At 73.0% G+C, this 21,092-nt stretch carries 17 protein-coding genes; 8 read left to right on the top strand and 9 right to left on the bottom strand.

Translation table 11 applies throughout. From position 1 onward, the window contains the following. Positions 1–104: 104 nt before the first annotated feature. Positions 105–2,414, bottom strand: coding sequence for an ABC transporter family substrate-binding protein (locus tag S1361_RS25265; RefSeq protein WP_208034055.1), 2,310 nt, complete (start codon positions 2,412–2,414; stop codon positions 105–107). A gap of 314 nt (positions 2,415–2,728) precedes the next feature. Between S1361_RS25265 and S1361_RS25260 the strand changes: the two genes are divergently transcribed. From S1361_RS25260 to S1361_RS25245, 4 genes are read left to right on the top strand one after another with little or no spacing between them, the layout of a single operon-like run. Next, on the top strand, positions 2,729–3,019 hold the full coding sequence (locus S1361_RS25260) for a hypothetical protein (protein WP_208034054.1): 291 nt from the start codon (positions 2,729–2,731) through the stop codon (positions 3,017–3,019). Between the two features lie 27 nt (positions 3,020–3,046). Continuing rightward, positions 3,047–3,868, top strand: a complete 822-nt coding sequence (locus S1361_RS25255; RefSeq protein WP_208034053.1) for a hypothetical protein — start codon at positions 3,047–3,049, stop codon at positions 3,866–3,868. A gap of 16 nt (positions 3,869–3,884) precedes the next feature. Beyond that, the gene (locus S1361_RS25250) at positions 3,885–5,822 is read left to right on the top strand and encodes a fumarate reductase/succinate dehydrogenase flavoprotein subunit (RefSeq protein ID WP_208034052.1); all 1,938 of its coding nucleotides are present in this window, start codon (positions 3,885–3,887) and stop codon (positions 5,820–5,822) included. Further along, positions 5,819–6,613, top strand: a complete 795-nt coding sequence (locus S1361_RS25245; protein WP_208034051.1) for a succinate dehydrogenase/fumarate reductase iron-sulfur subunit — start codon at positions 5,819–5,821, stop codon at positions 6,611–6,613. The genes S1361_RS25250 and S1361_RS25245 overlap by 4 nt, the downstream gene beginning before the upstream one ends. On the opposite strand, the gene S1361_RS25240 is transcribed toward S1361_RS25245, so the two are convergent. Together S1361_RS25240 and S1361_RS25235 are read right to left on the bottom strand one after the other, a co-directional pair. Then, positions 6,570–7,559: a phosphotransferase family protein gene (locus S1361_RS25240; RefSeq protein WP_208034050.1), complete on the bottom strand. Its 990-nt coding sequence runs from the start codon at positions 7,557–7,559 to the stop codon at positions 6,570–6,572. The two genes, S1361_RS25245 and S1361_RS25240, sit on opposite strands and share 44 nt — an antisense overlap. Next, on the bottom strand, positions 7,556–8,818 hold the full coding sequence (locus S1361_RS25235; RefSeq protein ID WP_243769293.1) for a glycoside hydrolase family 18 protein: 1,263 nt from the start codon (positions 8,816–8,818) through the stop codon (positions 7,556–7,558). Before S1361_RS25235 ends, S1361_RS25240 begins: the two co-directional genes overlap by 4 nt. 80 nt (positions 8,819–8,898) lie before the next feature. Here S1361_RS25235 and S1361_RS25230 point away from each other — a divergent pair, with 80 nt between their 5' ends. Next, on the top strand, positions 8,899–10,473 hold the full coding sequence (locus S1361_RS25230; protein WP_208034049.1) for a hypothetical protein: 1,575 nt from the start codon (positions 8,899–8,901) through the stop codon (positions 10,471–10,473). Between the two features lie 36 nt (positions 10,474–10,509). On the opposite strand, the gene S1361_RS25225 is transcribed toward S1361_RS25230, so the two are convergent. The 5 genes from S1361_RS25225 to S1361_RS25205 form a co-directional block, all read right to left on the bottom strand. Next, a complete protein-coding gene (locus S1361_RS25225) occupies positions 10,510–13,098 on the bottom strand; it encodes a SpoIIE family protein phosphatase (protein WP_208034048.1) in 2,589 nt (862 codons plus the stop codon). Positions 13,099–13,370: 272 nt separating this feature from the next. Next, complete coding sequence (locus tag S1361_RS25220) at positions 13,371–13,799, bottom strand: ATP-binding protein (protein WP_208034047.1); 429 nt, start codon at positions 13,797–13,799, stop codon at positions 13,371–13,373. Positions 13,800–13,992: 193 nt separating this feature from the next. Then, complete coding sequence (locus S1361_RS25215; protein WP_208034046.1) at positions 13,993–14,421, bottom strand: (deoxy)nucleoside triphosphate pyrophosphohydrolase; 429 nt, start codon at positions 14,419–14,421, stop codon at positions 13,993–13,995. Between the two features lie 30 nt (positions 14,422–14,451). Beyond that, on the bottom strand, positions 14,452–14,643 hold the full coding sequence (locus tag S1361_RS25210; RefSeq protein ID WP_208034045.1) for an SPOR domain-containing protein: 192 nt from the start codon (positions 14,641–14,643) through the stop codon (positions 14,452–14,454). Positions 14,644–15,017: 374 nt separating this feature from the next. After that, positions 15,018–15,770: a GntR family transcriptional regulator gene (locus S1361_RS25205; protein WP_208034044.1), complete on the bottom strand. Its 753-nt coding sequence runs from the start codon at positions 15,768–15,770 to the stop codon at positions 15,018–15,020. A gap of 461 nt (positions 15,771–16,231) precedes the next feature. On the opposite strand from S1361_RS25205, the gene S1361_RS25200 reads away from it, so the two are divergent. After that, positions 16,232–17,473, top strand: coding sequence for a serpin family protein (locus S1361_RS25200; RefSeq protein WP_208034043.1), 1,242 nt, complete (start codon positions 16,232–16,234; stop codon positions 17,471–17,473). A gap of 30 nt (positions 17,474–17,503) precedes the next feature. Here the strand turns inward: S1361_RS25200 and S1361_RS25195 are convergent, their stop codons facing one another. Next, complete coding sequence (locus S1361_RS25195; protein ID WP_208034042.1) at positions 17,504–18,931, bottom strand: DUF1266 domain-containing protein; 1,428 nt, start codon at positions 18,929–18,931, stop codon at positions 17,504–17,506. A 126-nt stretch (positions 18,932–19,057) separates the two neighbouring features. Between S1361_RS25195 and S1361_RS25190 the strand changes: the two genes are divergently transcribed. Further along, positions 19,058–19,687, top strand: a complete 630-nt coding sequence (locus S1361_RS25190; protein WP_208034041.1) for a ribonuclease FAU-1 family protein — start codon at positions 19,058–19,060, stop codon at positions 19,685–19,687. Positions 19,688–19,982: 295 nt separating this feature from the next. After that, a complete protein-coding gene (locus tag S1361_RS25185) occupies positions 19,983–21,086 on the top strand; it encodes an LAGLIDADG family homing endonuclease (protein WP_208034040.1) in 1,104 nt (367 codons plus the stop codon). The last annotated feature ends 6 nt before the right edge of the window (positions 21,087–21,092 follow it).

Here is a 21,092-nt window from a genome sequence, read left to right as displayed (position 1 = left end):
TCGCCCTGCGCGTACGTCCGTGTCGCGCGGGCCCTGCCGGGCTGGACACGCCACGGCCTCACCCCATGGTACTTGGCCTTTTCAGCCGGGGCTCGCCGGGCCGCCTAGCCCTTGTGGGGACTGGGCGACACCTTTGCTCCCTTCTTCAGGAATCCCATGTCCTCGTACACCGGTGTCTGGAACCCGAACGCACCCGCGTTGACCAGGTTCTTCCGCGCTCCCACCAGCTGGGGCCGCTGGTACAGCGGGATGGAGCCCGCCGCCGCCCAGATACGGGAATCGGCCTTCCGGATCAGGTCCCGTGCCTCGTCCTCGTCCAGCGTGGTCGCGGCCTGGTCGAAGAGCTGGTCGACCTGGTCGGTGCCGACCCGTGTGAAGTTCTGCTCGACGTTCACGGAGCCGTCCGCCGCGGGGACCGGCTTGGCGTAGATCGGCCGGGCGTCGGTCGCCGGGAAGGCGGAGGACGGCCAGGAGTACAGGGCGAGGTCGTAGTCGCCGGCGGCGATGTGGTCCTTGAAGTAGCTCTCGTCCGAGACCTTGGTGATCGTGGTCCGGATGCCGACCTGCTCCAGCATCGCCGAGATCCGCTCGGCCACCGAGTTCAGGGTCTCCGAGCCGGGCCCGGAGGGCAGGACGAAGCGCAGCGCGAGCGGCTTGCCGTCCTTGGCGAGGGGTCCGGCCGGCGCGGCGGCCGGGGCGGCCGTGCCCTGCGGGGCGTACGCGCCCGGGGCGCCGCCGTGCTTGCCCTCCTGCGCGAGGTGCTGGTCGCCGTGCTCTCGCTGGTCGCCGGCCGGCTCGTGCCGCCTGCCCTTGCCGTCGCCGTCCGTGCCGCCGCCCTCGGCACCGCCGTCGCCCGGCCCGTCCCGGCCCTTGTCGTCCTCCCCGACGATGTACTCGCCGTCCTTGCCGCCGTTCGACACGTCCTCGCCGTCGTGCCCGGTGCCGTGCTCGGGTCCGGCCGCCTTCTCGCCCTTCTTCCGCTCCTTGAGCGGGCCGCCGCGCACCCAGCCGGCGTCGGCGAGCAGCGCCTGCGCCTCCTTGGCGTCCTGGCCGCCGATCGCGCCGCTGTTGTCGGCGTAGGCGACCTGTCCGGACAGGGCGAGGTGGCTGCCGACCGGGACGGCGGGCAGCCCCAGCGGGGTGAGCACCAGCCGGGCCAGCTCCACGCGGTCCAGGGCGCGGGCGACGGCCCGGCGGACCCGTTCGTCGGCGAGCGGACCGGTGGAGCCGTTGAGGGCGAGCTGGGTGTAGGCGGGCTCCAGGGACTTGCGGACCTCGACGTTCCGCAGCGCCTGCTGCTGCTCCAGGTAGTGGGTGATCGCCTTGCGGAGCTTCTTCTTGCCGGCGTGCACCTGGTCGGAGTCGAAGCCGTGTGCGAGCGCCCAGGCGCGCAGCTTCTTCACGGAGGTCTTGCCCCCGGCGCCCTGGAGCGGGGTCCCGGTGCCCTTCTCCCGGTTCGCCAGGCCGATCCGCTGGGCGTCGGCGGAGTCGATGTCGGCGAGGTCCACGCTGCCGTCGGCGAGCGCGGTGGCCCGCTTGTCGCGGGAGACGGCGTGCAGCACGATCTCGTTCAGCTTGGCGGGCCTGCCCCACCAGCGCGGGTTGCGGGTGAGGACGACGTCCTTCCGGGCGGTGTCGACCTTCTCGACCTTGAAGGGCCCGGCGGTGACCTTCAGCTTGCGGCGGGCGCCGTCGTTGAAGGCGTCCGGGGTGCCCGTGACGTCCTTCGGGTACAGCGGGGAGAACAGCGACCGCCAGTCGGCGTAGGGACGGGCGAAGGTGACCCGGACCTGGAGGTCGTTGGCTCCGCGCTCGATCTTGGCGATCCGGTCGTAGCCGGCGTTGCGGGCCGTCCAGTAGGCGCTGTTCCTGCCGGACAGGGCGCGCCACTGGGCGACGAAGTCGGCGGCGCCGATCTCCCGGCCGTCGCTCCAGACGGCCTGCTGGTTCAGCTTGTACAGCACCACCTGGCGCGGCTCGGTCTCGATGACCTTGGCCGATTCCAGGTAGGCCGGGTTGGGCACCGGCCGGCCGGCCGCGTCCAGCCGGAACATGGACGGCAGCACGGCCTGGGCGATCCGGCTGGTGCCGGCGTCGGCGTCGGCCTGGAAGGTGTTCAGGGTCTCCGGTACGGCGTCCAGGGCCCACTTCAGGGTGCCGCCGTCGGCGACCAGGTCGCGGGCGACCGGGGCGATGTCCTGCGGAGCGAGCGGGGCGCTGGTCTCCTCCTCGTCGGCGCAGCCGGCGAGCAGCGGGACGGCCAGCGCGCCGGCGCCCAGGAAGGCGAGGGCGCGCCGCAGGTGCCGCCGGCCGGGGCGCCGCGCCGTGCCGTCGTGCGGGTGCGGGTGCGTCGTGGCTCGTCGCGCAGTTCCTCGCGCCCCTTCGGGGCGCTGCCCGACACCGTCGTAGGACATCTCTGCTACCTCCGGGAAGCCACGGGCCTTATGCTCACATTTGTCGGTATATGGAGCTGATCACGTTCGGCGGTATATGGAGCTGATCAGATCTATGCGGCCACTGAAGAGGAAAGGATCCGGCAACAGCGGGCGACACGGCGACGACGGCCGGTAAGCCCACCCGTGCGGCGCAACACACCGGACGATGCACCCGTACGCCCCGGCCAATCGCTGCACATCCCTTCACACCGGCAGGCGTGAGGCGCAACACTCCAAGGCGCATGAACGTTGCCGCCCATGACCCGCCAGACCCGCGGAAGCGAGGGCAAGTCATGTCCGTGCACGACGACATCAACGCCGTACAGCGCTGTCTCGACGATCTCCACCGGTCGCTGGGCCGCCTGGAACACCAGCTCGGCAGCTCAAGCCTGGAGATACGGCGGGCCCGGCTGGACGCCGACCATCTGCGCGAGAGCGTGGCACTGCTCCGGGAGGCCGCCGCCGCCCCGGCCGCGCCGCGCCGGCCCGACCTCGTCACCATCTCCGACGCGCCCTACGACATCAGCCTGTGGACGGACACGGACGACGAGGGACTGGGCGCCCGCGACCGCCGCGCCCCCTGACCCACCCCTACCGACCGGAGTCCTGACTTGGCCACTGGTACGGAACCCCAACAGAACAGCGGTGGCGTACACACCCGTACGCGTGCCGCGATCGCCGCCCCGCACCTGCGGACCGACCGCTGGTGGCTGGCGCCCGCCGTCACCGCGGCCGGTCTGTTCGCGTTCGTCGTCTACTCCACCTGGCGGGCCTTCGCCAACGCCCACTACTACGCGGCGCCGTACGTCTCGCCGTTCTACTCGCCGTGCCTGGCGGAGAACTGCCGGACCATGCGCGCCGGGCCGAACGCCGACCTCTTCGGAGGCTGGTGGGGCATCTCCCCCGCGATCATCATCCTGATCTTCCCGCTCGGCTTCCGGCTGACCTGCTACTACTACCGCAAGGCGTACTACCGCGCCTTCTGGGCCTCACCGCCCGCCTGCGCGGTGGCCGAGCCGCACCGCACCTACAGCGGCGAGACCCGCTTCCCGCTGATCCTGCAGAACGTCCACCGGTACTTCTTCTACGCCGCCCTGCTGGTGGCCGGCGTGCTGACCTACGACACCGTGCTGGCCTTCCGGGATCCGCACTACCGCTGGGGCCACATGGGCCTGGGCACCCTGGTCTTCCTGGCCAACATCGTGCTGATCTGGGCGTACACCCTCTCCTGCCACTCCTGCCGGCACATCGTCGGCGGCAAGCTCAAGCACTTCTCGAAACACCCGGTGCGCTACAAGGCCTGGCAGTTCGTGGGGCGGCTCAACGCCCGCCACATGCAGCTGGCCTGGGCGTCGCTGCTGAGCGTGGCGCTCGCCGACTTCTACGTCTACCTCGTCGCGTCCGGGGTCTTCGACGATCCGAGGTTCTTCTGATGAGTGAGGCCTTCTGATGTCCGTGGTCGACCGGCAGGAGTGGGACGTCGTCGTGGTCGGTGCCGGCGGCGCCGGGCTGCGGGCCGCGATCGAGGCGCGCGAGCGGGGCGCCCGTACGGCGGTGATCTGCAAGTCGCTGTTCGGCAAGGCGCACACCGTGATGGCCGAGGGCGGCATCGCGGCGGCGATGGCCAACGCCAACGAGCACGACAACTGGCAGGTCCACTTCCGCGACACCATGCGCGGCGGCAAGTTCCTCAACCAGTGGCGGATGGCCGAGCTGCACGCGCAGGAGGCCCCCGACCGGGTGTGGGAGCTGGAGACCTGGGGCGCGCTGTTCGACCGTACGAAGGACGGCCGGATCTCACAGCGCAACTTCGGCGGCCACGAGTACCCGCGGCTGGCCCATGTGGGCGACCGCACCGGTCTGGAGCTGATCCGCACGCTCCAGCAGAAGATCGTCGCGCTCCAGCAGGAGGACTTCAAGGAGACCGGGGACTACGAGTCCCGGCTGAAGGTCTTCCAGGAGTGCACGGTCACCAGGGTCCTCAAGGACGGCGAGCGGGTGAGTGGTGTCTTCGCCTACGACCGCGAGACCGGCCGCTTCTTCGTCCTCGAAGCCCCCGCCGTGGTCGTCGCCACCGGTGGCATCGGCAAGTCGTTCAAGGTCACGTCGAACTCGTGGGAGTACACGGGCGACGGCCACGCGCTGGCGCTCCTGGCCGGCGCGCCGCTGCTGAACATGGAGTTCGTGCAGTTCCACCCGACCGGCATGGTCTGGCCGCCGTCGGTCAAGGGCATCCTCGTCACCGAGTCGGTGCGCGGGGACGGCGGGGTGCTGCGGAACTCCGAGGGCAAGCGGTTCATGTTCGACTACGTCCCGGACGTCTTCAAGGACAAGTACGCCGAGTCGGAGCAGGAGGCCGACCGGTGGTACGAGGACCCCGACAACAACCGGCGCCCGCCGGAGCTGCTCCCCCGCGACGAGGTGGCCCGCGCGATCAACGCCGAGGTCAAGGCGGGCCGGGGCTCGCCGCACGGCGGGGTCTTCCTGGACGTGTCGACCCGGATGCCCGCCGAGGTGATCCGGCGCCGGCTGCCGTCCATGTACCACCAGTTCAAGGAGCTGGCGGACGTCGACATCACGGCCGAGGCGATGGAGGTCGGGCCGACCTGCCACTACGTCATGGGCGGCATCGCGGTCGACTCCGACACGGCGGCGGCCCGCGGGGTGCCCGGGCTGTACGCGGCCGGTGAGGTGGCCGGCGGCATGCACGGCTCCAACCGGCTCGGCGGCAACTCCCTGTCCGACCTGCTGGTCTTCGGCCGCCGCGCCGGCTGGCACGCGGCCGAGTACGCGCAGGGGCTGGCGGGCCGGCGGCCCCCGGTGGACGACGCCCAGGTCGACACGGCCGCGGCGGAGGCCCTGCGGCCCTTCTCCGCACAGGCGCAGGACGACGGCGCGGCGGGCCCCCCGGAGAACCCGTACACCCTGCACCAGGAACTCCAGCAGGCCATGAACGACCTGGTCGGCATCATCCGCCGCGAGAGCGAGATGGAGCAGGCCCTGCACAAGCTGGCCGAGCTGCGGGCCCGGGCCCGGCGGGCCGGTGTCGAGGGCCACCGCCAGTTCAACCCGGGCTGGCACCTCGCCCTCGACCTCAGGAACATGCTGCTGGTCAGCGAGTGCGTGGCCCGGGCCGCGCTGGAGCGCACCGAGTCGCGCGGCGGGCACACCCGCGAGGACCATCCGACGATGGACCGGGCCTGGCGCAACGTGAACCTGCTGTGCACCCTCGCCGACCCCACCGGCGGCCTCGCCGCGACCGACCCGGCCCGGGGCCAGATCCGCCTCGCCCGCGAGACCACCGACCCCATCCGCCCGGACCTGCTCGCCCTCTTCGAGAAGGAGGAGCTGGTCAAGTACCTCGCCGAAGAGGAGCTGTACGAGTGAGCAGCTACGAAGCCCGCTTCAAGGTGTGGCGGGGCGACGAACAGGGCGGCGGCCTGGAGGACTTCACGGTCGAGGTGAACGACGGTGAGGTGGTCCTGGACATCGTCCACCGCCTCCAGGCCACCCAGGCGCCCGACCTGGCCGTGCGCTGGAACTGCAAGGCGGGCAAATGCGGTTCGTGCTCGGCGGAGATCAACGGCCGCCCGCGGCTGATGTGCATGACCCGTATGTCGGTCTTCGACCGGGCGGAGACGATCACGATCACCCCGCTGCGCGCCTTCCCGGTCATCCGGGACCTGGTGACGGACGTCGGTTTCAACTACCAGAAGGCACGGGAGGTCCCGGCGTTCGTGCCGCCCGCCGGTCTGGGTCCGGGCGAGTACCGCATGTTCCAGGAGGACGTGGACCGTCCGCAGGAGTTCCGCAAGTGCATCGAGTGCTTCCTGTGCCAGAACACCTGCCACGTGGTGCGCGACCACGAGGAGAACAAGCGGGCGTTCGCCGGCCCGCGGTACCTGATGCGGGTCGCCGAACTCGACATGCACCCGCTGGACGCGGCGGCCGAGACCGGCCTGGACCGCGGGCGCACCGCCCAGGACGACCACGGCCTCGGCTACTGCAACATCACCAAGTGCTGCACGGAGGTCTGTCCCGAGGGCATCAGGATCACCGACAACGCCCTGATCCCGCTGAAGGAACGCGCGGTCGACCGCAAGTACGACCCGCTGGTGTGGCTGGGCTCGAAGATCAGGAGGCGGTCCGCAGCAGATCGAGCGCCCGCCGAAGATTGAACTCCGCGATGTCCAGCATGACCTGCCGCTCCGGGAAGTCGCCGTCGAGCAGCCGCAGCGGCCCGGCGACCAGACCGAGGTGCATCGCGAGCCGGTACAGCGCCATCCGGTCCTGGTCGAGGCCGGCGGTGCGCAGCACGTCGTAGGCGGGCCCGAAGCGGAGTTCGAGGAAGGCGTGCTCCCACTCGGCGTCGAAGTACATCAGCCCTTCGATGTCGATGAGCGCCGGATCACCGTCGTGGGTCACCAGAACATGGTCCGGACCGAGTTCGCCGTGCACGAGGGAGGTGCGGGCGCGCGGCGCGACGGCGGCCCGCAGCTCCCGGACCCGCTCCGTCAGCGCCCGGCGCGCCGCGCGCACCCGGGGGTCCCGCTCGGCGGCGGCCGCGACGTCCCGGACCGCCCGGTCGGCGACGGCCTGCTCGCAGGATCCGCCGTAGGCCGTCCCGCCCCGCTCCACCAGGGCGGCCTTGCCGTGCCCGGCGGACGTGCACTCCCGCAGCGCGCCGAGCATCCCGGCCAGCCGCGCCAGCGGCACCCGGGCCGCGGCCGGGTCGTCGCGCAGCAGCCGCTCCAGGCTGCCGCCCCGGACGTCCTCGACGACCGCCGTGGCCGCGGGCAGGTGGACGGCGTCCTCGTCGGCGAACAGCAGCCGCGGGACGCGGACGCCGAGTCCGGTGAGGCGTTGGTGGGCCGCCAGGAACAGGTCGATGCCGGAGGCGTGCGCGAAGGTGTCGCGGAGGTCGGGCTCGGGCCCGCCCCAGTAGTCCTCCTCGGGGGACCAGACGTACGCGATCGCGGTCGTGTCGTCGTCGAGGGCGAGCCGGTAGACGCCCTTCCTGGAGCCGCCGCGCAGCCGGGTGACAGCGGTGGGCCTGCGGCCGAGGGCGGCGCGGGCGAGCGGGGTGAGGTCGTCGCGGGTGAGGTGGGCGCGGGCAGGCGTCATGGCGTACGGACCCAGTCCTTCCGATAGGCGGTCCAGTCGTCCTCGGTGGCGGCGAAGTCGACGTACAGGGCGACGCCGAACCGACGCCGGTCCGCGTCCGTGCGGGACAGGCCCAGCCGTACGCCCCGCACGGCCGCCGGGACGGTCTCGGCGTGCGCCCAGTGGCCGAACCGGTTCTCGTGGTGGAAGGGCAGGCCCATCAGGAGGTCGGTGCCGTCCGGGGTGACCTCCAGGGCGAGGCTGGTCTGCTGCGCCACATAGCCGCCGTACAGGCTCTGCAGCGGCTGCATGGTGTCGTACGACATGACGGCGATCTGGTCCACGCGGCGGGCCACCTGCCCGAAGTAGGCCTGCGACCACCACTTGGGGTGGCCGGTGGTGGCACCCCAGAAGGAGTGGAACGCGGGCAGCGGGTCGATCTGGTGGGCGGCGACGGAGAGGACGGCGCCCCGGGCGTGGGTGAGCGCGCGCAGATCGTCGAGGAGGCCCAGGTAGTCGCGGTCGCCGGAGTGCAGCGGCTCCAGGTCGAAGTGGGCGCCCTGGAAGCCGGCGGCGAGGACGGCGCGGGTGGAGGCGAGGACCGCCGCGCGGGTGGCCGGGCGGTCCAGGCGCAGGCCCTCGGGCCCCTCGCCGGCCAGCTTGTCACCGAGCCAGGCCTGGACACGGACGCCGGGCAGCTCCCGGTGCACGGCCGCCGTCAGCCAACGGGCTTTCGGGTACGCCGACTCGGGCAGCGTGCCGTCGTGTTCCAGGGGGCCGGAGTGGACATACAGGTCACGGATGCCGGTGCCGCGCAGCCGGTCGGCGAGGGCCTTGACGTCCCGGTCGCCCTTGCGCCCGTCCACCCAGGCGTGCCCCAGCCAGAGGGCGTCCTGGTGCCGGGTACGGGTGCCGGGGGCCGGATCGCCGGTGTAGTTCAGCCGCAGGGCCGTCTCGGCGGTGAGGAGCGGGAGCAGGAGGAGGCCGAGAAGGAACGCCGCGAGCCGGAGGACACGGCGCTTGCGGGAGGACTTGCGGGAGGGCTCGGGGGTTGTGGATTCCGGGGTTGTGGATTCGGGGGAAGCGGGCTTGCAGGAGGTGGGCTCGGCCGAGGGCGGCTCCGGCTCTGTGACCGTCCGCTCGGCCGTCGGCTCGCGGTCGGCCGTCGGCTGGCCCGTCGGGTCCCGGTCAGCCGTCCGCTCGCCCGTCGACTTCCGGTCAGCCGTCCGCTCGGCCGTCGGCTCCCGGTCAGGCTGCTCGCCCGTCGGGTTCTCGTCCATCCCGCCCCCCTGTCCGCCTGGTCCCCCACCCGTATCCGTCCCGCTCGCGGAGCCGCCTACCTGCCCATACGCTCCGAAATGTGACGTCCTCCCTGAGCCGGGGCCGGCCCCGGCGTGCCACCGCGCACATACGGGTGCGGGTGACGCATGCCGTGCTGGGTGCCCTGACGGGAACCGGGTGGCTGGTGTTGCCGATGATGACGGCCGAGGTCCATGATCCGGTTCCCGTGGCCTCGGCCGGCGCCGTGGCCGCCGCGGCCGCCCCGCAGCAGGACGGGACGTCGGTCGCGGACCTGGCGCTGCCGCTCGTCGCCGGGGCGACGGCCGTGGCCCTGGCCGGATACGGCTACCTGCGGCGCACCCGCCGGGCCCGGACCCGGACGACTCCGGGAACCGTCCCGGCGCGGCCGCCCACGCCCACCCCGGCCGAGTCCGAGCGCCAGGCGCGGGCGGCACTGCGGCTGGCCGATGACTGCGTACGGGCCAGCAGGGAGGAACTGTCCCTGGTGCGGGAGCTGTTCGGGGACAAGCAGACCGAGCCGTTCACGCACGCGCTGCGGGCCGCGGAGACCGAGCTGGCGGCGGCGTTCGCGATCTGGCGGCGGTACGAGGAGGGCGTCCCGGAGGAGCCGAGCGCCCGGCACCAGGCGCTGGTCGGGGTGCTGGGCCGCTGCGCGGAGGCCGGGCGCCGGCTGGACGCGGAGGCGGCGGCGCTGGACCGGTTGCGCGGGCTGGACGAGGACGGTGGTGACCGGGGGGTGGGGGCGGCGCTGGTGGCGGCCGAGGAGCGGTTCCGGGAGCTGGCGGCACGGGCGGTGACCGCCCAGGAGTTGCTGGCGACGGTCCGGAAGCGGTACGCGCCCTCGGCCGGCGAACCCGTCAGCGGGTACGTCGAACAGGCCAAGGACCGGCTGCTGTTCGCCACCGCGCGGCTCAACGAGGCTCGGCAGGCCGCCGACGCGGGCGACCGGCCGCGCGCCGTCCGGCAGTTGCGGGCCGGTGAGGGGGCGGTGGTCCAGGCGGCGGTCCTGGTGGACGGGGTGGAGCGGCTCGTGTCACGGCTGGGGGAGGCGGCCGCACTGGTGCCGGCGGCGCTCACCGGCGCGGAGGCCGAGCTGGCGGCGGTGCGGAGCGGTACGGGGCGGACCTCGCCGACCACGACCGAGCTGCACGCGCGGCTGGCGCACGCCGACCTGGTGCTGGCCGCGGTCCGCGAGGAGCTGACGGGCGGCCCGTACGATCCGCTGGACGCGCTGCGCCGGATCACCCGCGCCGCCGGGCGGCTGGACGGGGCGCGCTCGGGGGTGCTGGACGCCGCGGCACTGCTGGTGGCGCGGAACTCCGTCGCCGGGGCGGAGGAGTTCGTCGCCGTGCACCGGGGGGCCGTGGGAACGCAGGCCCGGGCCCGGCTGGCGGAGGCGGTACGGGAGCTGGGCGCCGGGAACGCCGCACGGGCCGACGCGGTGGCCGGGGAGGCACGGGAGCTGGCCGAGCGGGACGTTCGGGAGTACGGCATCCCGCACCTCGACGCCGAGGGGAGCACGGCCGGCGTGGCCGGCGCCGTCCTCGGCGGCATCCTCCTCGCCGAAACCCCGGACGCCGGCCCTCCGGCGGCCTACGGCGGCCCGCGGACCCGCTCCCGCCACCACGCGTAGGCCTCGCGGCGGGAGCCGGGCAGGCCGCGGCCCGGCTCAGAACAGGCTCAGCAGGGCTTCCGCCGGATCGGTCAGGGCGCCCTCTCCGCCCGGCAGGGGCAGTTCGAACCACACCGTCTTGCCGCGGGGGGTGCGCCGGGAGCCCCAGGCCGCGCTGAGGAGGCCGACCAGTTGCAGGCCCCGGCCGCCCTCGTCGGTGTCCCGGGCCCGTCGGCGCCGGGGCTGGACGAGGCCGGCGTCCCACACCTCGCAGACCAGGGTGCGGTCCAGCAGCAGCCGTAGCCGGATGTCTCCCTCGCCGTACCGCAGGGCGTTCGTCACCAGCTCGCTGACCAGCAGTTCGGTGGTGTCGACCAGCGGTTCCAGGTCCCAGGAGAGCAGCTGGCCGCGGGCGTACTCACGGGCCCGCCCGACACTGCGCGGCTCGCGCGGCAGCGTCCAGTCGCCGACCGACTCGGCGGGCAGCCCCTGCACCCGGGCCATGAGGAGGGCGATGTCGTCCTCCCCGTGATGGGTGTCGAGGGTGTTGAGGACGTGGTCGCAGACGTCCTCCAGGGGCCGGCTGGGATCGGTGAGCGCTCCCACGAAGGCCTGCAGACCCTCGTCCAGCGGGTGGTCGCGGGACTCGACCAGGCCGTCGGTGTAGAGCGCGAGCAGCGCACCCTCCGGGAGTTCGACCTCCACCTCCTCGAACGGCTCGCCCCCCACGCCGAGCGGCATGCCGGGCGGCACGTCGAGCATCAGCGCCGCCTCGCCGGGCTCCACCAGGACCGGTGGCAGATGGCCGGCGTTGGCGAACGTGCAGCGCCTGGTGACGGAGTCGTACACGGCGTACACGCAGGTCGCCAGGTACACCTCGGAGAGGTCGGCGTCCTGGGGCTGGCGGGCCGTACGGGTGGCCTGCTGCACCCCGCCCGGCGTGCCGAGGCCGCGTGCGATCTCGTCCAACGCCGAGAGGACCTCGGCCGGTTCCAGGTCCAGCAGGGCCAGTGTGCGTACGGCGGTGCGCAGTTCGCCCATCGCGACCGCCGCCCGCAGGCCCCGGCCCATGACGTCCCCGACCACCAGCGCCGTGCGGTGACCGGGGAGTTCGATGACGTCGAACCAGTCGCCGCCCACCTCCGTCGCCGCGTTGCCCGGCAGATAGCGGCAGGCGATGTCCAGGCCGGACGCCTCGGGGTCGCCGGGTGGGAGCAGGGAGCGTTGCAGTATCAACGCCCTTTCGTGTTCCCGGCGGTACAGGCGCGCGTTGTCGATACAGACGGCGGCCCGCGCGGCCAGCTCCACCGCGAGGTCCCGGTCGCGCTCCCCGAACGGCTCGCTGCCCTTCGTGCGGGCGAACTGCGCGAGACCCACCACCGTGTCGTGGGCGACCATCGGCACGGCCAGCGTGGACTGCACGAGCCCGCCGTCCTCGGCCGGCACGTGCTGCGGCCGGGCGGTGCGCAGGGCGTCCGCGCAGGGCGAGTTGAACGGGAAGTGGTGGACCGCGCCGACCTCGACAGGCTTGCCGGAGCTGCTGAAAGGGGCGCCGGAGACGGCGCTGGCGAACGCGACGCGGCGCAGTTCGGCGCTGCCGTCGGCGAGGCCGGGCGGGGTCTCGTCACCGGCCAGCAGGCCCTGGTAGAGGTCGACGGTGGCGAGGTCGCAGAAGCCGGGGACGACCACGTCGAGGAGTTCGCGAGCCGTGGTCTCCAGGTCCAGGGAGTTCCCTATGCGGGCGCCGGCCTCGTTGAGCAGCGCGAGGTTGCGCCGGGCGGCGGCGGCCTCGCGGGCGGCGGCCCGGCGGGCGGTGATGTCGGTGCCGAGCCAGGCGATGCCGATGGGCCGGCCGCTGCCGCTCTGCACGCGGTAGAGGTTGACGGACCAGTGCCGGCGTTCCTCCGAGCCGGGGACGAAGCCGGTGACGTGCATGTCGGTGATGGACTCGCCGGACTCCAGCACCCGGCGCAGCGTGGCCGAGACCCGCTCGGCCTCGCCGCGCGGCAGGTAGTCGTGAACTCCCTTGCCCCGGTGGTCGTCCGGGGTTCCGCCGAAGATGGAGGCGAACCGCATGTTCGCCCGGCGGATCCGCAGGTCGACGTCGATCAGCAGGAATCCGAAGGGGGACTGTCCGAAAATGGCCTGCGAGGCGGCGAGGTCGGTCTCGATGCTGCGCAGCGTGCGGACGTCGACGACGATGCAGACGGCGGCCTTCTCGCCCTCGGCGGTGCGCGTCGGCATGACGTAGACCTCGGCCAGGCCCTCCTCGCCGCGGCTGCCGTCCGGCTCGTCGGGCATCCGGAACGGCACTACTCCGGTCCACTCGCGCCCGTCGAGGATTTCGGCCATCTTCCGCTGGCCGCGGTCGCGCAGGTCGGGGTCGATGAAAGCCTCTATCGGGTCCATGCCGACGGCGTGTTCGGCGCGGATGCCGAAGAGCTGCTCGGCGCGCAGGCTCCACTGCTCGACCAGACCGCCGGGACCGATGGAGAAGGACGCGACCTTGATGTAGTCGTAGATCGAACCGGGCGGACTGCTCTGCCACATGGCGTCACCGGGCGCCGCGGCAGCCTCCGCGGCCTGACTCCTCGCGCCGTCCGACGGGTCCTCGGACTCCGTGGCCTTCGCTGGTATCTCGCTCACGCGAACCGTCCCCTCCAGCTCACCGCGTCCGGCACCGGTCACCGGCGGCGGCTGCCCGCAGTATCCAGCACTACGGCGCCGCACGACACGGTGTTCACGATCACAGCTCGGTCCAGGTGGTTTTCGGACCGGTCCGTGAGAACACTTCCACTCTTCTAACCAGGGAACACACCGCCGAACCACCCGGCTGCGGACCACGTGCGCCCCCGGCGCGCACGGCGGACGGCACGCCGACTCCTGTACACCCCCGTGCCCCTGCGGCTGCTGCGGTGTCACCCGGGTACCGCGAGTTCGAACCAGACGGTCTTCCCGCCGGCGCCGGGCCGGGTGCCCCAGCGCCGCGAGGAGCCCGCGACCAGCTGGAGGCCGCGTCCGCTCTCGTCCTCGGGCTGCGCGATCCGCTCCCGCGGCGGGTCGGGGAGCGGGTCGGAGACCTCCACACGCAGGGTGCCTGCGGGTTCGGCGGGGCGGACCAGCCGTACCCCGATGGGGCCGGTGGCATGCCGCAGGGAGTTGGTGACCAGCTCGCTCACCAGCAGTGCGGCGAGGTCGGCGAGGCAGTCCAGGCCCCAGCCGTGCAACTGGCCCCGGACCGCCGCGCGGGCGCTGCGCACGGCGCCCGGTTCCGCGGAAAAGGTCCACTCGGCGCAGTCGCCATCGGTGTCGATCACGCCGATCACTTCCCAGGCCAGCCCGCCCACCCATGTCCGGTTTCATGGGGTTAATGGGCACATACCCGATATACGGGTGGCAGTACCGCACGAGAGGGCGCACTGCGGCACGAGCGGGCGCGCTCCGCTGGGGGACCGTGCATCCAGGAGCCCGGACGGTGGGCACGTCCGCGGCCGCGGGTCCGCCACGGCCGGTCGCACCCGCGCGGCGGTAGCCGCACGTTCAGGACAGCCCCGCGCCCCATCGGGCAGAGACCTCCCGCACCGCCGGCACGTCCTGGTCCAGCCACGGTACGTCCCAGAGCTCGGCCGGGGTCAGCCAGCGCAGCTCGTCATGGTCCTGGAGGGGGCTGGGCGCGGGCGAGCCCGGGCGCAGGCGGGCGGTCCACACCTGGAGGACGTACGGCGTCCGCAGCGGCCACTGCCCCGGCACCCGCCCGACCGGCTCGGCGTCGACGCCCAGCTCCTCGCGGAGTTCGCGCACCAGGGCGTCCTCGGGCCGCTCCCCGGCCTCGACCTTGCCGCCGGGAAGTTCCCAGCGCCCGGCCAGGTCGGCGGGGGCACTGCGGCGTGCGGCGAGCAGCCGGCCGTCGTCGAGGAGGGCGGCTCCCACCACCACGATCCGTTCCGCTTCGGGAGTCGTGCGCGTCATGGAGCGGAGCCTACGGGAGGCCGCGACCGGTCAGTTGCGCGTGCTGTCCCCGTTCTGGCCGATGCGCTCGACCCAGTAGAGCTGCTTGTGCCCCCGGTCGTCGAGGCTGTCGGCGATCTTCTGCGCCTCCGCGCGGGTCGCGTAGCGGCCGACGCGGTAGCGATTGCCGTTGTCGTCCTGCCGTATCACGATCCAGGGGAGGGAGACCGTGCCCTCACTCATGGCCCCCACCGCCCGTGTTCCTTCTCGCACCGCCCCGCCCTCCCCCACTCCGGGGCCCCCGCCGCGCCCCGCCTAAGGAAACCGCAATCCGCATATGCCCGAGCGTACGCCCAACCTTCACGCTGCGAATACGACTTTTCACAAAGAGGTACGCAACCAGCCAGAACGCCGGGGGCGCACGGGGTCGAATGCGCCGTCGTGAACTCCGTGGCCTGGGGTCGGGGGCATACCGAGGGCACCCGGGGTCACCTGGGAGAACGGCCGGATTGCGGCGGCTGGAAAGGGGCCGGGCAGGGCCGGGCGGCGGCGGCCGGCGCGTTGGGTGTGCGCTACCTCACGCGCGCGTGAGGCACCTGCCGTCCGTGCGGGGGCGGTTACTTCACGGGCAGGTGGTAGGCGACCCGGTAGCGGTCGGCCGGGATGACCACGTCGGCGGTCTCCACCGGGCGGCCCGAGGCGAAGTAGGTGCGCTGGACGACCAGGACCACATGTCCGGGGACGCCGCCGAGCAGGTGCAGTTCCTCGGCGAGGCCGGGGCGGGCGCCGACCTCCTCGGTGACGTTGTCCACGATGACGTCGATGGCCCGCATGCGCTCGACCACGCCCATCCCGCCGAGCGGCCCCTCCTCGGGCAGCATCACCGGGGTGCGGCCGGTGACGGCGAGGGGCTCCCAGGAGGTGGAGAGCATCATCGGCTCGCCGGCCTCCCGGAACAGGTACTTGGTGCGCATGACCCGGTCGCCGGTCCGGATCGCGAGCCGCTCGGCGATGGCCGCCCCGGCCTCGGCCTGCTCGCTGCTGGACTCCCAGGTGCCGCGCACCGAGGCGTCGGCCTGCTCCTGCCGGAACGGGGTGGCGCCGCTCGTCGGCCGGTATCCGGAACGGGCGATCCGGCGGGGCACGGGCCGCTCGCGCACGTAGGTCCCCGAGCCGGAGCGGCCCTCCACCAGCCCCTCGGCCATCAGCACCTTGCGGGCCTCCAGGGCGACCGTGTCCGAGACGCCGTACTCCTCGCGGATGCGCGCCTGGGAGGGGAGGCGGGTATGGGGCGGGAGTGAACCGTCGACGATCTTCTTGCGGAGATCACCCGCGACACGCAGGTACGCCGGCTGCTCACCGAAAGTCACTGGCCGCTCCCATCAGGTTGTACAGACAGCAACAGCCTGGCAACCCTGGGTTGTGCCGTGCAAGCAAAGGCCAGAGAATCACTCGATGTGATGACAAAGGGCCGGGGAGGGCTTTACCCAGGCACTTTCTCCCCCGTATAGGCGTCCTCACACCTGGGCGCCCCCGGCCGTGACCGGTGCCGGCCGGCCGGTACAGGAAGTGGACCTGCGCCCACGGCTGACACCCCCGGGAACTCCTGGGTGCCGCCCGGCCGTTGGGAGGGGTACGGAGGGGCGTACGGCCCCTGCCGGCCCGACGGGGCGCCGGGAGCGGCCCTTCCGGCCGGTGGGGCCGGGAGGCGGGGGTGCGGACGCGGGTACCGTGCTCCTGGGCCGGGCGGCGGCACGGAGTCGCGGCCGGTCCGCGACTGGACGGACGTACGAACGGCCGCACGGCAAGCGGCACATGAGCGGGGGGCGGAATGCGGGTGGCGACCGGGCCGGACGGCCGGCTGGGCGATACGGCCGTCCGCGCGGTGAACGGACTCACCGCGCGGTGGGCGCACGCGGTGCACGAGGGCACGGTGTTCTCGGCGCCGGGCGTCTGGCCCCTGCTGGCCTTCCTGGCCGACGGTGCGGCCGGCCCGGCGCGTGCGGAACTGGCCGGCGCCCTGGGCGTGCCGGCCGAACAGGCGGCCGGTGCCGCGCGGGAGCTGCTGGCGGGGCTGGCGTCGGTGTCCGGCCTGGACGCGGCGCTCGGCCTGTGGACGTACCACGGACTGCCGCTGCGCGAGGAGTGGCGGGCCGGGCTGCCCGCCGGCACCCACGGAGTCTTCGGGGACGACCTCGTCACCGCCCAGGAGCGGCTGGACGCCTGGGCGGCCGAGCGGACCGGCGGGCTGGTCGAGCGCATGCCCGTGACGCTGACCCGGGACGCGCGGATGGTGCTGGCCACCGCCTTCGCGCTGCGCACGGAGTGGCGGCAGCCCTTCACCGAGCGGCCGCTGCGGCCCGGCACCGGCCCCTGGCAGGGCCGCACCCTGCGCGGCCTGCACCGGCGCAGCGTGCGGCCGGACCGGGTGGGGGTGACGGGCACCCCGGACGGCTTCGTCACCGCGCTGACGGTGCCGGGGGACAACGGCGTCGACGTCCACCTGGTCCTCGGCGAGGAGCGCATGACGCCGGGTCAGGTGCTGGCGGCCGGTGTGGGGATCGTGGAGCGCGGCCTGCCGCTGACCGGGGGCGGCGCGCTGCCGCACGGGCACGTGGGCCCCGGTCTGCACGTGGAGCAGCAGCCGGCCACCACGCCGGAGCCGAGAACGCTGGACGTGACGACGGTGGCGTACGAGGTGCGGGCCGACCACGACCTGCTGGCGCCGGCGGCCCTCTTCGGCCTCGCGACGGCGACGGACACCGAGGCGGGCCATTTCCCGGGGATCAGCCCCTCTCCGCTGGCCGTCGGGGAGGCCCGCCAGTCGGCCGTGGCCCAGTTCGGCGCGCTCGGCTTCCGCGCGGCGGCGGTGACGGCGGCCATGCCGGTGGCGGCCGGCGCCGTCCCGCAGTACCGCTACGAGACGACGGTCGTCCGGGCCGCCTTCGACCGCCCCTTCGCCTTCCTCGCCGCCGACCGCGAGTCCCGCCTGGTACTGGCGGCGGGCTGGGTGACGGAACCGGCGCCGTACCCGGTCACGGGCTTTGCGGCCACCGTGCCGCCGGCACCCTGACGGGGCACCGACGCAGGGCGGCCGAGGGTGTCAGCCTCCCAGCGCCGCTCCCCGGGGCACGTGGAACGGGACGGTGTGCCAGGGGCTGTCCGGGTGGGTGGCCAGGGTCCGGTGGGCGGCGAGCATCTCCTGGTACCAGCCGCCGAACTCCTCGTCGTCGAAGTGCAGGCAGCGGCCCAGCGCGTAACCGGCGGAGAAGTCCTGCCACGAGGTGTGGGCGCTCTGCGCGGCCTCGCTCGCCTCGACGACCGCCTCCCGCATCTCGGCGCGGGTGGCGAACCGTGAGCCGTAGCCCCATCGGGCCATCATCGAGGCGCGGCCGAGGTCCCAGGCTGCGACCGAGCGCACCGCGGCGTCCGCCGCGAGCAGGCCGTCGGCGCGGAACCTGCCCTCGTAGCGGAGCACCTTGCCGACCAGGCCGACGACATGCCCGACGAACTCCTCCCAGTCCGGGCCGATCTCGTCCGGCTGCTGCGCGGCACGCTCCCGCAGCGTGCTCTCCACGCACTCGCGCCACGCGGTGGCGTCGACGGCCTGCAGCCGGCCGTCCGTGTACCGGTGGGCGAGGGCGGTGCGCGTGTCGAGGACGTACTCCCAGTACCAGGGGGTGACCTCGCGGGCGAGGAGCCGCCGCTGCGTCTCCTGCCATCCGGCCCGGTCGGTGACGCCCCACCACTTGGCGAGCCGCTCGTGCTCGATGGACAGGCCCAGCCCGTGGTAGTGCGGGTTGTTCCAGGCCTCGCCGTTGACGAAGCACATGTGGGCACCGAGGGCCAGGCCGTGCAGCAGCGGGCCGAGGGGCGGTGCGCCGGCGCGCAGGGCGACGAGCCGTTCGGCGCGGCCGTCCTCGTCCCAGTGCTCGTTGTGCAGCGCCCGCCACACCTGACGCTCCTCCGCGTCGGCCGACATGAGCATCGGGCACGGGGTCTGGCTGTTCACCGCAATGCCGTCGACGTCACGGGGCAGGTCGTCGGCCAGGTCGCGCAGGGTGTACGCCTCGAAGACGAAGTGCGGGTGCGGGCGCGGGAGCACGCCCCGGGTGTAGACGGCGACGAGGCGCCCGACGGGGGTGTCGTGGACGTGGAAGGTGCGCCGGCCGGGATCGGGCGAGGTGTCCTCGCGGCGGAACGGCACGTACACGAGGTCGCCGGCGAGCGCCTCCAGGTAGGCGAGGGTCATGTCGCCCCGGGCCTCTTCCGCGGCCTCCTCGTCCTCCCACTCGGTCGCGGCATGGCGGGTCAGCAGCTCGTACAGGTGCTGTTCGAGCGCGTCCGGCGCCTGCCAGGTGCCGGGCTGCGCGGGCGTGGGGATGCGCGGCAGCGCCTCGTCGTGATCGTCCAGTTCACCGACGACGTACCGCTCCTCCGCCGGCCCCTCCCCCGCGTACCGCTCACCCCGAGCCGCCCGCTTCCGGCCTCCGAACACCCCGACGTCCCCCGTTTCCGCTTCCGCGATCATGGACTACGGCCACTCTAACTGCCGTGGAAACCGCCCTGTTGACGGCTCGGGGGTGGTTCGAGGCCGGTGAGCGGGGCGGGCCTTCCCGGATCGAGGTCTGGCTGGGCGATGTGGTTCCGTACGGGCATGACAGAACGCTTCTCCCCCGGACAGGTCGTCGTCCGCCGCGAGTTGCTCGACAACCGGCCGTGGATCACCTATCCGGTGCGCGTGGTGGAGGACGGCGAGGACCTGTTGGCGCTATACCTGGCGCAGGGCACGCCCATGACCTTCGGCTCGGGCCCGTTCTCCTGGGGGCCCCACCCCTGGCAGGCCGTCGCGGACACCTGGCAGTCGCCCGGGGTGCTGCAGTTGCAGCGGCCCGGCGACCTGTACGCGGTCTGGGTCTTCTGGAACGACGACCGCTCCCGTCATGACTGGTACGTCAACTTCCAGCGGCCGTTCCGCAGGACGACGCTCGGGATCGACACCCTCGACCTGGAACTCGACATCCGGGTGCCCGGCGACGGCGGCGCCTACCGCTGGAAGGACGTCGACCACTTCGAGAGCCGGGCGGCGGCGGGCGGCTTCGCCGAGGGTGAGGCCGACCGGGTCCGCGAGGCGGCACGCGAGCTGACGCTCGCCCTCGACCGAGGCGAGGCCTGGTGGGACCCGGCCTGGTCCCGGTGGCACCCGGACACGGCCTGGACGGTTCCGGAACGCGTACCGGAGGCTCTGACCGAGTCGGCGCGCCCCGTCGAGGCCGGTCGGAGCTGACAGCAGGGCGCGAGTACCGGACGGGGTCCGGCATGTCATCCCGTACCGACCTGTACCCGCAGAGGTGACCGATGCCGTTCCAGCACCCCGAGGAGACCGGCCACGGCTACGTGATCGAGCGCTGTGTGACGAGGAAAGGACTCGGGCCACCCGCGCCACCTCGGACTGGAGTTGCCGGGGTCAGGCGCGAAGCTGTCAGTGGCGGCTGGGATGCTGCGCAGCGGCGAGCGCGGCTCCTGGAACAGCTCGCTGTCTGACGTGAGAGGTACCGGAAGTGACGGCAACCAACCCGTGTGTGGTGGATTCGACGTGGGTCCTCACCGGTGACGGCGCGCGCCGGGTGAAGGACCTTGTCGGTATCCCCTTCACCGCCGTTCTGGACGGCAAGCCTTACGGGACTCTGTCGAACGGGTTCGTCAGGACCGGTACCGAGGACGTGGTGAAGTTGCGGACCTCCGAGGGCCATGAGGTCCGGCTGACCGCCGGACACAAGGTTCTGACGTACATCCCGAAGACGAGCCGCTATGCGAAGGACGCCCGCGAAGAGTGGGTCGCGGCCGGCGACCTCGGGCCCGGCACCCTCGTCCGCCTGAGCGACAACCTCGGCGCGAGCTGGGCCGGCCGTGGCACCGAGGGGCAGGGCTACGTGCTCGGCAACCTCGTCGGTGACGGGACCTTCCACACCTACGGGGGCTACGGGGCCGTCGCCTTCTGGGACACGGACCCCGGCTTCGAGTCGGTTCGTGACTACCTCTACGAGCAGGTGGTGAAGCTGGGCGCACGCTCCGACTTCAAAGGCTGGCACCGAGTCAGCCAGAGCGACCAGTACCGCCTGAAGACAACCGGCATCCGTGACCTCGCCGCCACCTTCGGCATCGCCCAAGGGCGCAAGACGGTCACGCCCGAAGTCGAGCGAGCTTCGTCCGGCTTCTACCGGGGCTTCCTGCGCGGGCTGTTCGATGCGGACGGGCACATCGAGGGTGCCTCCACCGCCGGTGGCGTGAGCATCCGCCTCACGTCCATCGACCTCCCCGCCCTCCAGGCGGTGCAGCGGATGCTCGCCCGCCTCGGTGTCCGTTCCGCCATCCGGAACCTCAAGGACGAGCAGGTGCACGACTGGGGCGAGCGCGGTGGCGAGTACCTCTCGCAGCGCAGCTACCGACTGATCATCGCGGGCGCGAACGCATCCCGCCACATGCAGGTGGTCGGCTTCCTCAACTCGGCCAAGACCCGGAAGTGGGAAGCCCTCACAAGCCACATGCGGCGTGGCTTCTACAAGAAGCCGTACACGGCGTCCGTGGAATGCGTCGAACCGGACGGACGCGAAGACGTCTACGACGTGACCGTGGCCGACGTCCACGCCTTCGACGGCAACGGCATCGTGTTGCACACCTGCTAGGCGCGG

The organism is Streptomyces cyanogenus, from assembly GCF_017526105.1.
Classification (GTDB): Bacteria; Actinomycetota; Actinomycetes; order Streptomycetales; family Streptomycetaceae; genus Streptomyces; species Streptomyces cyanogenus.
Note: the sequence above shows the minus strand (reverse complement) of the source record. Positions and strands in the feature narration are given on the sequence as shown.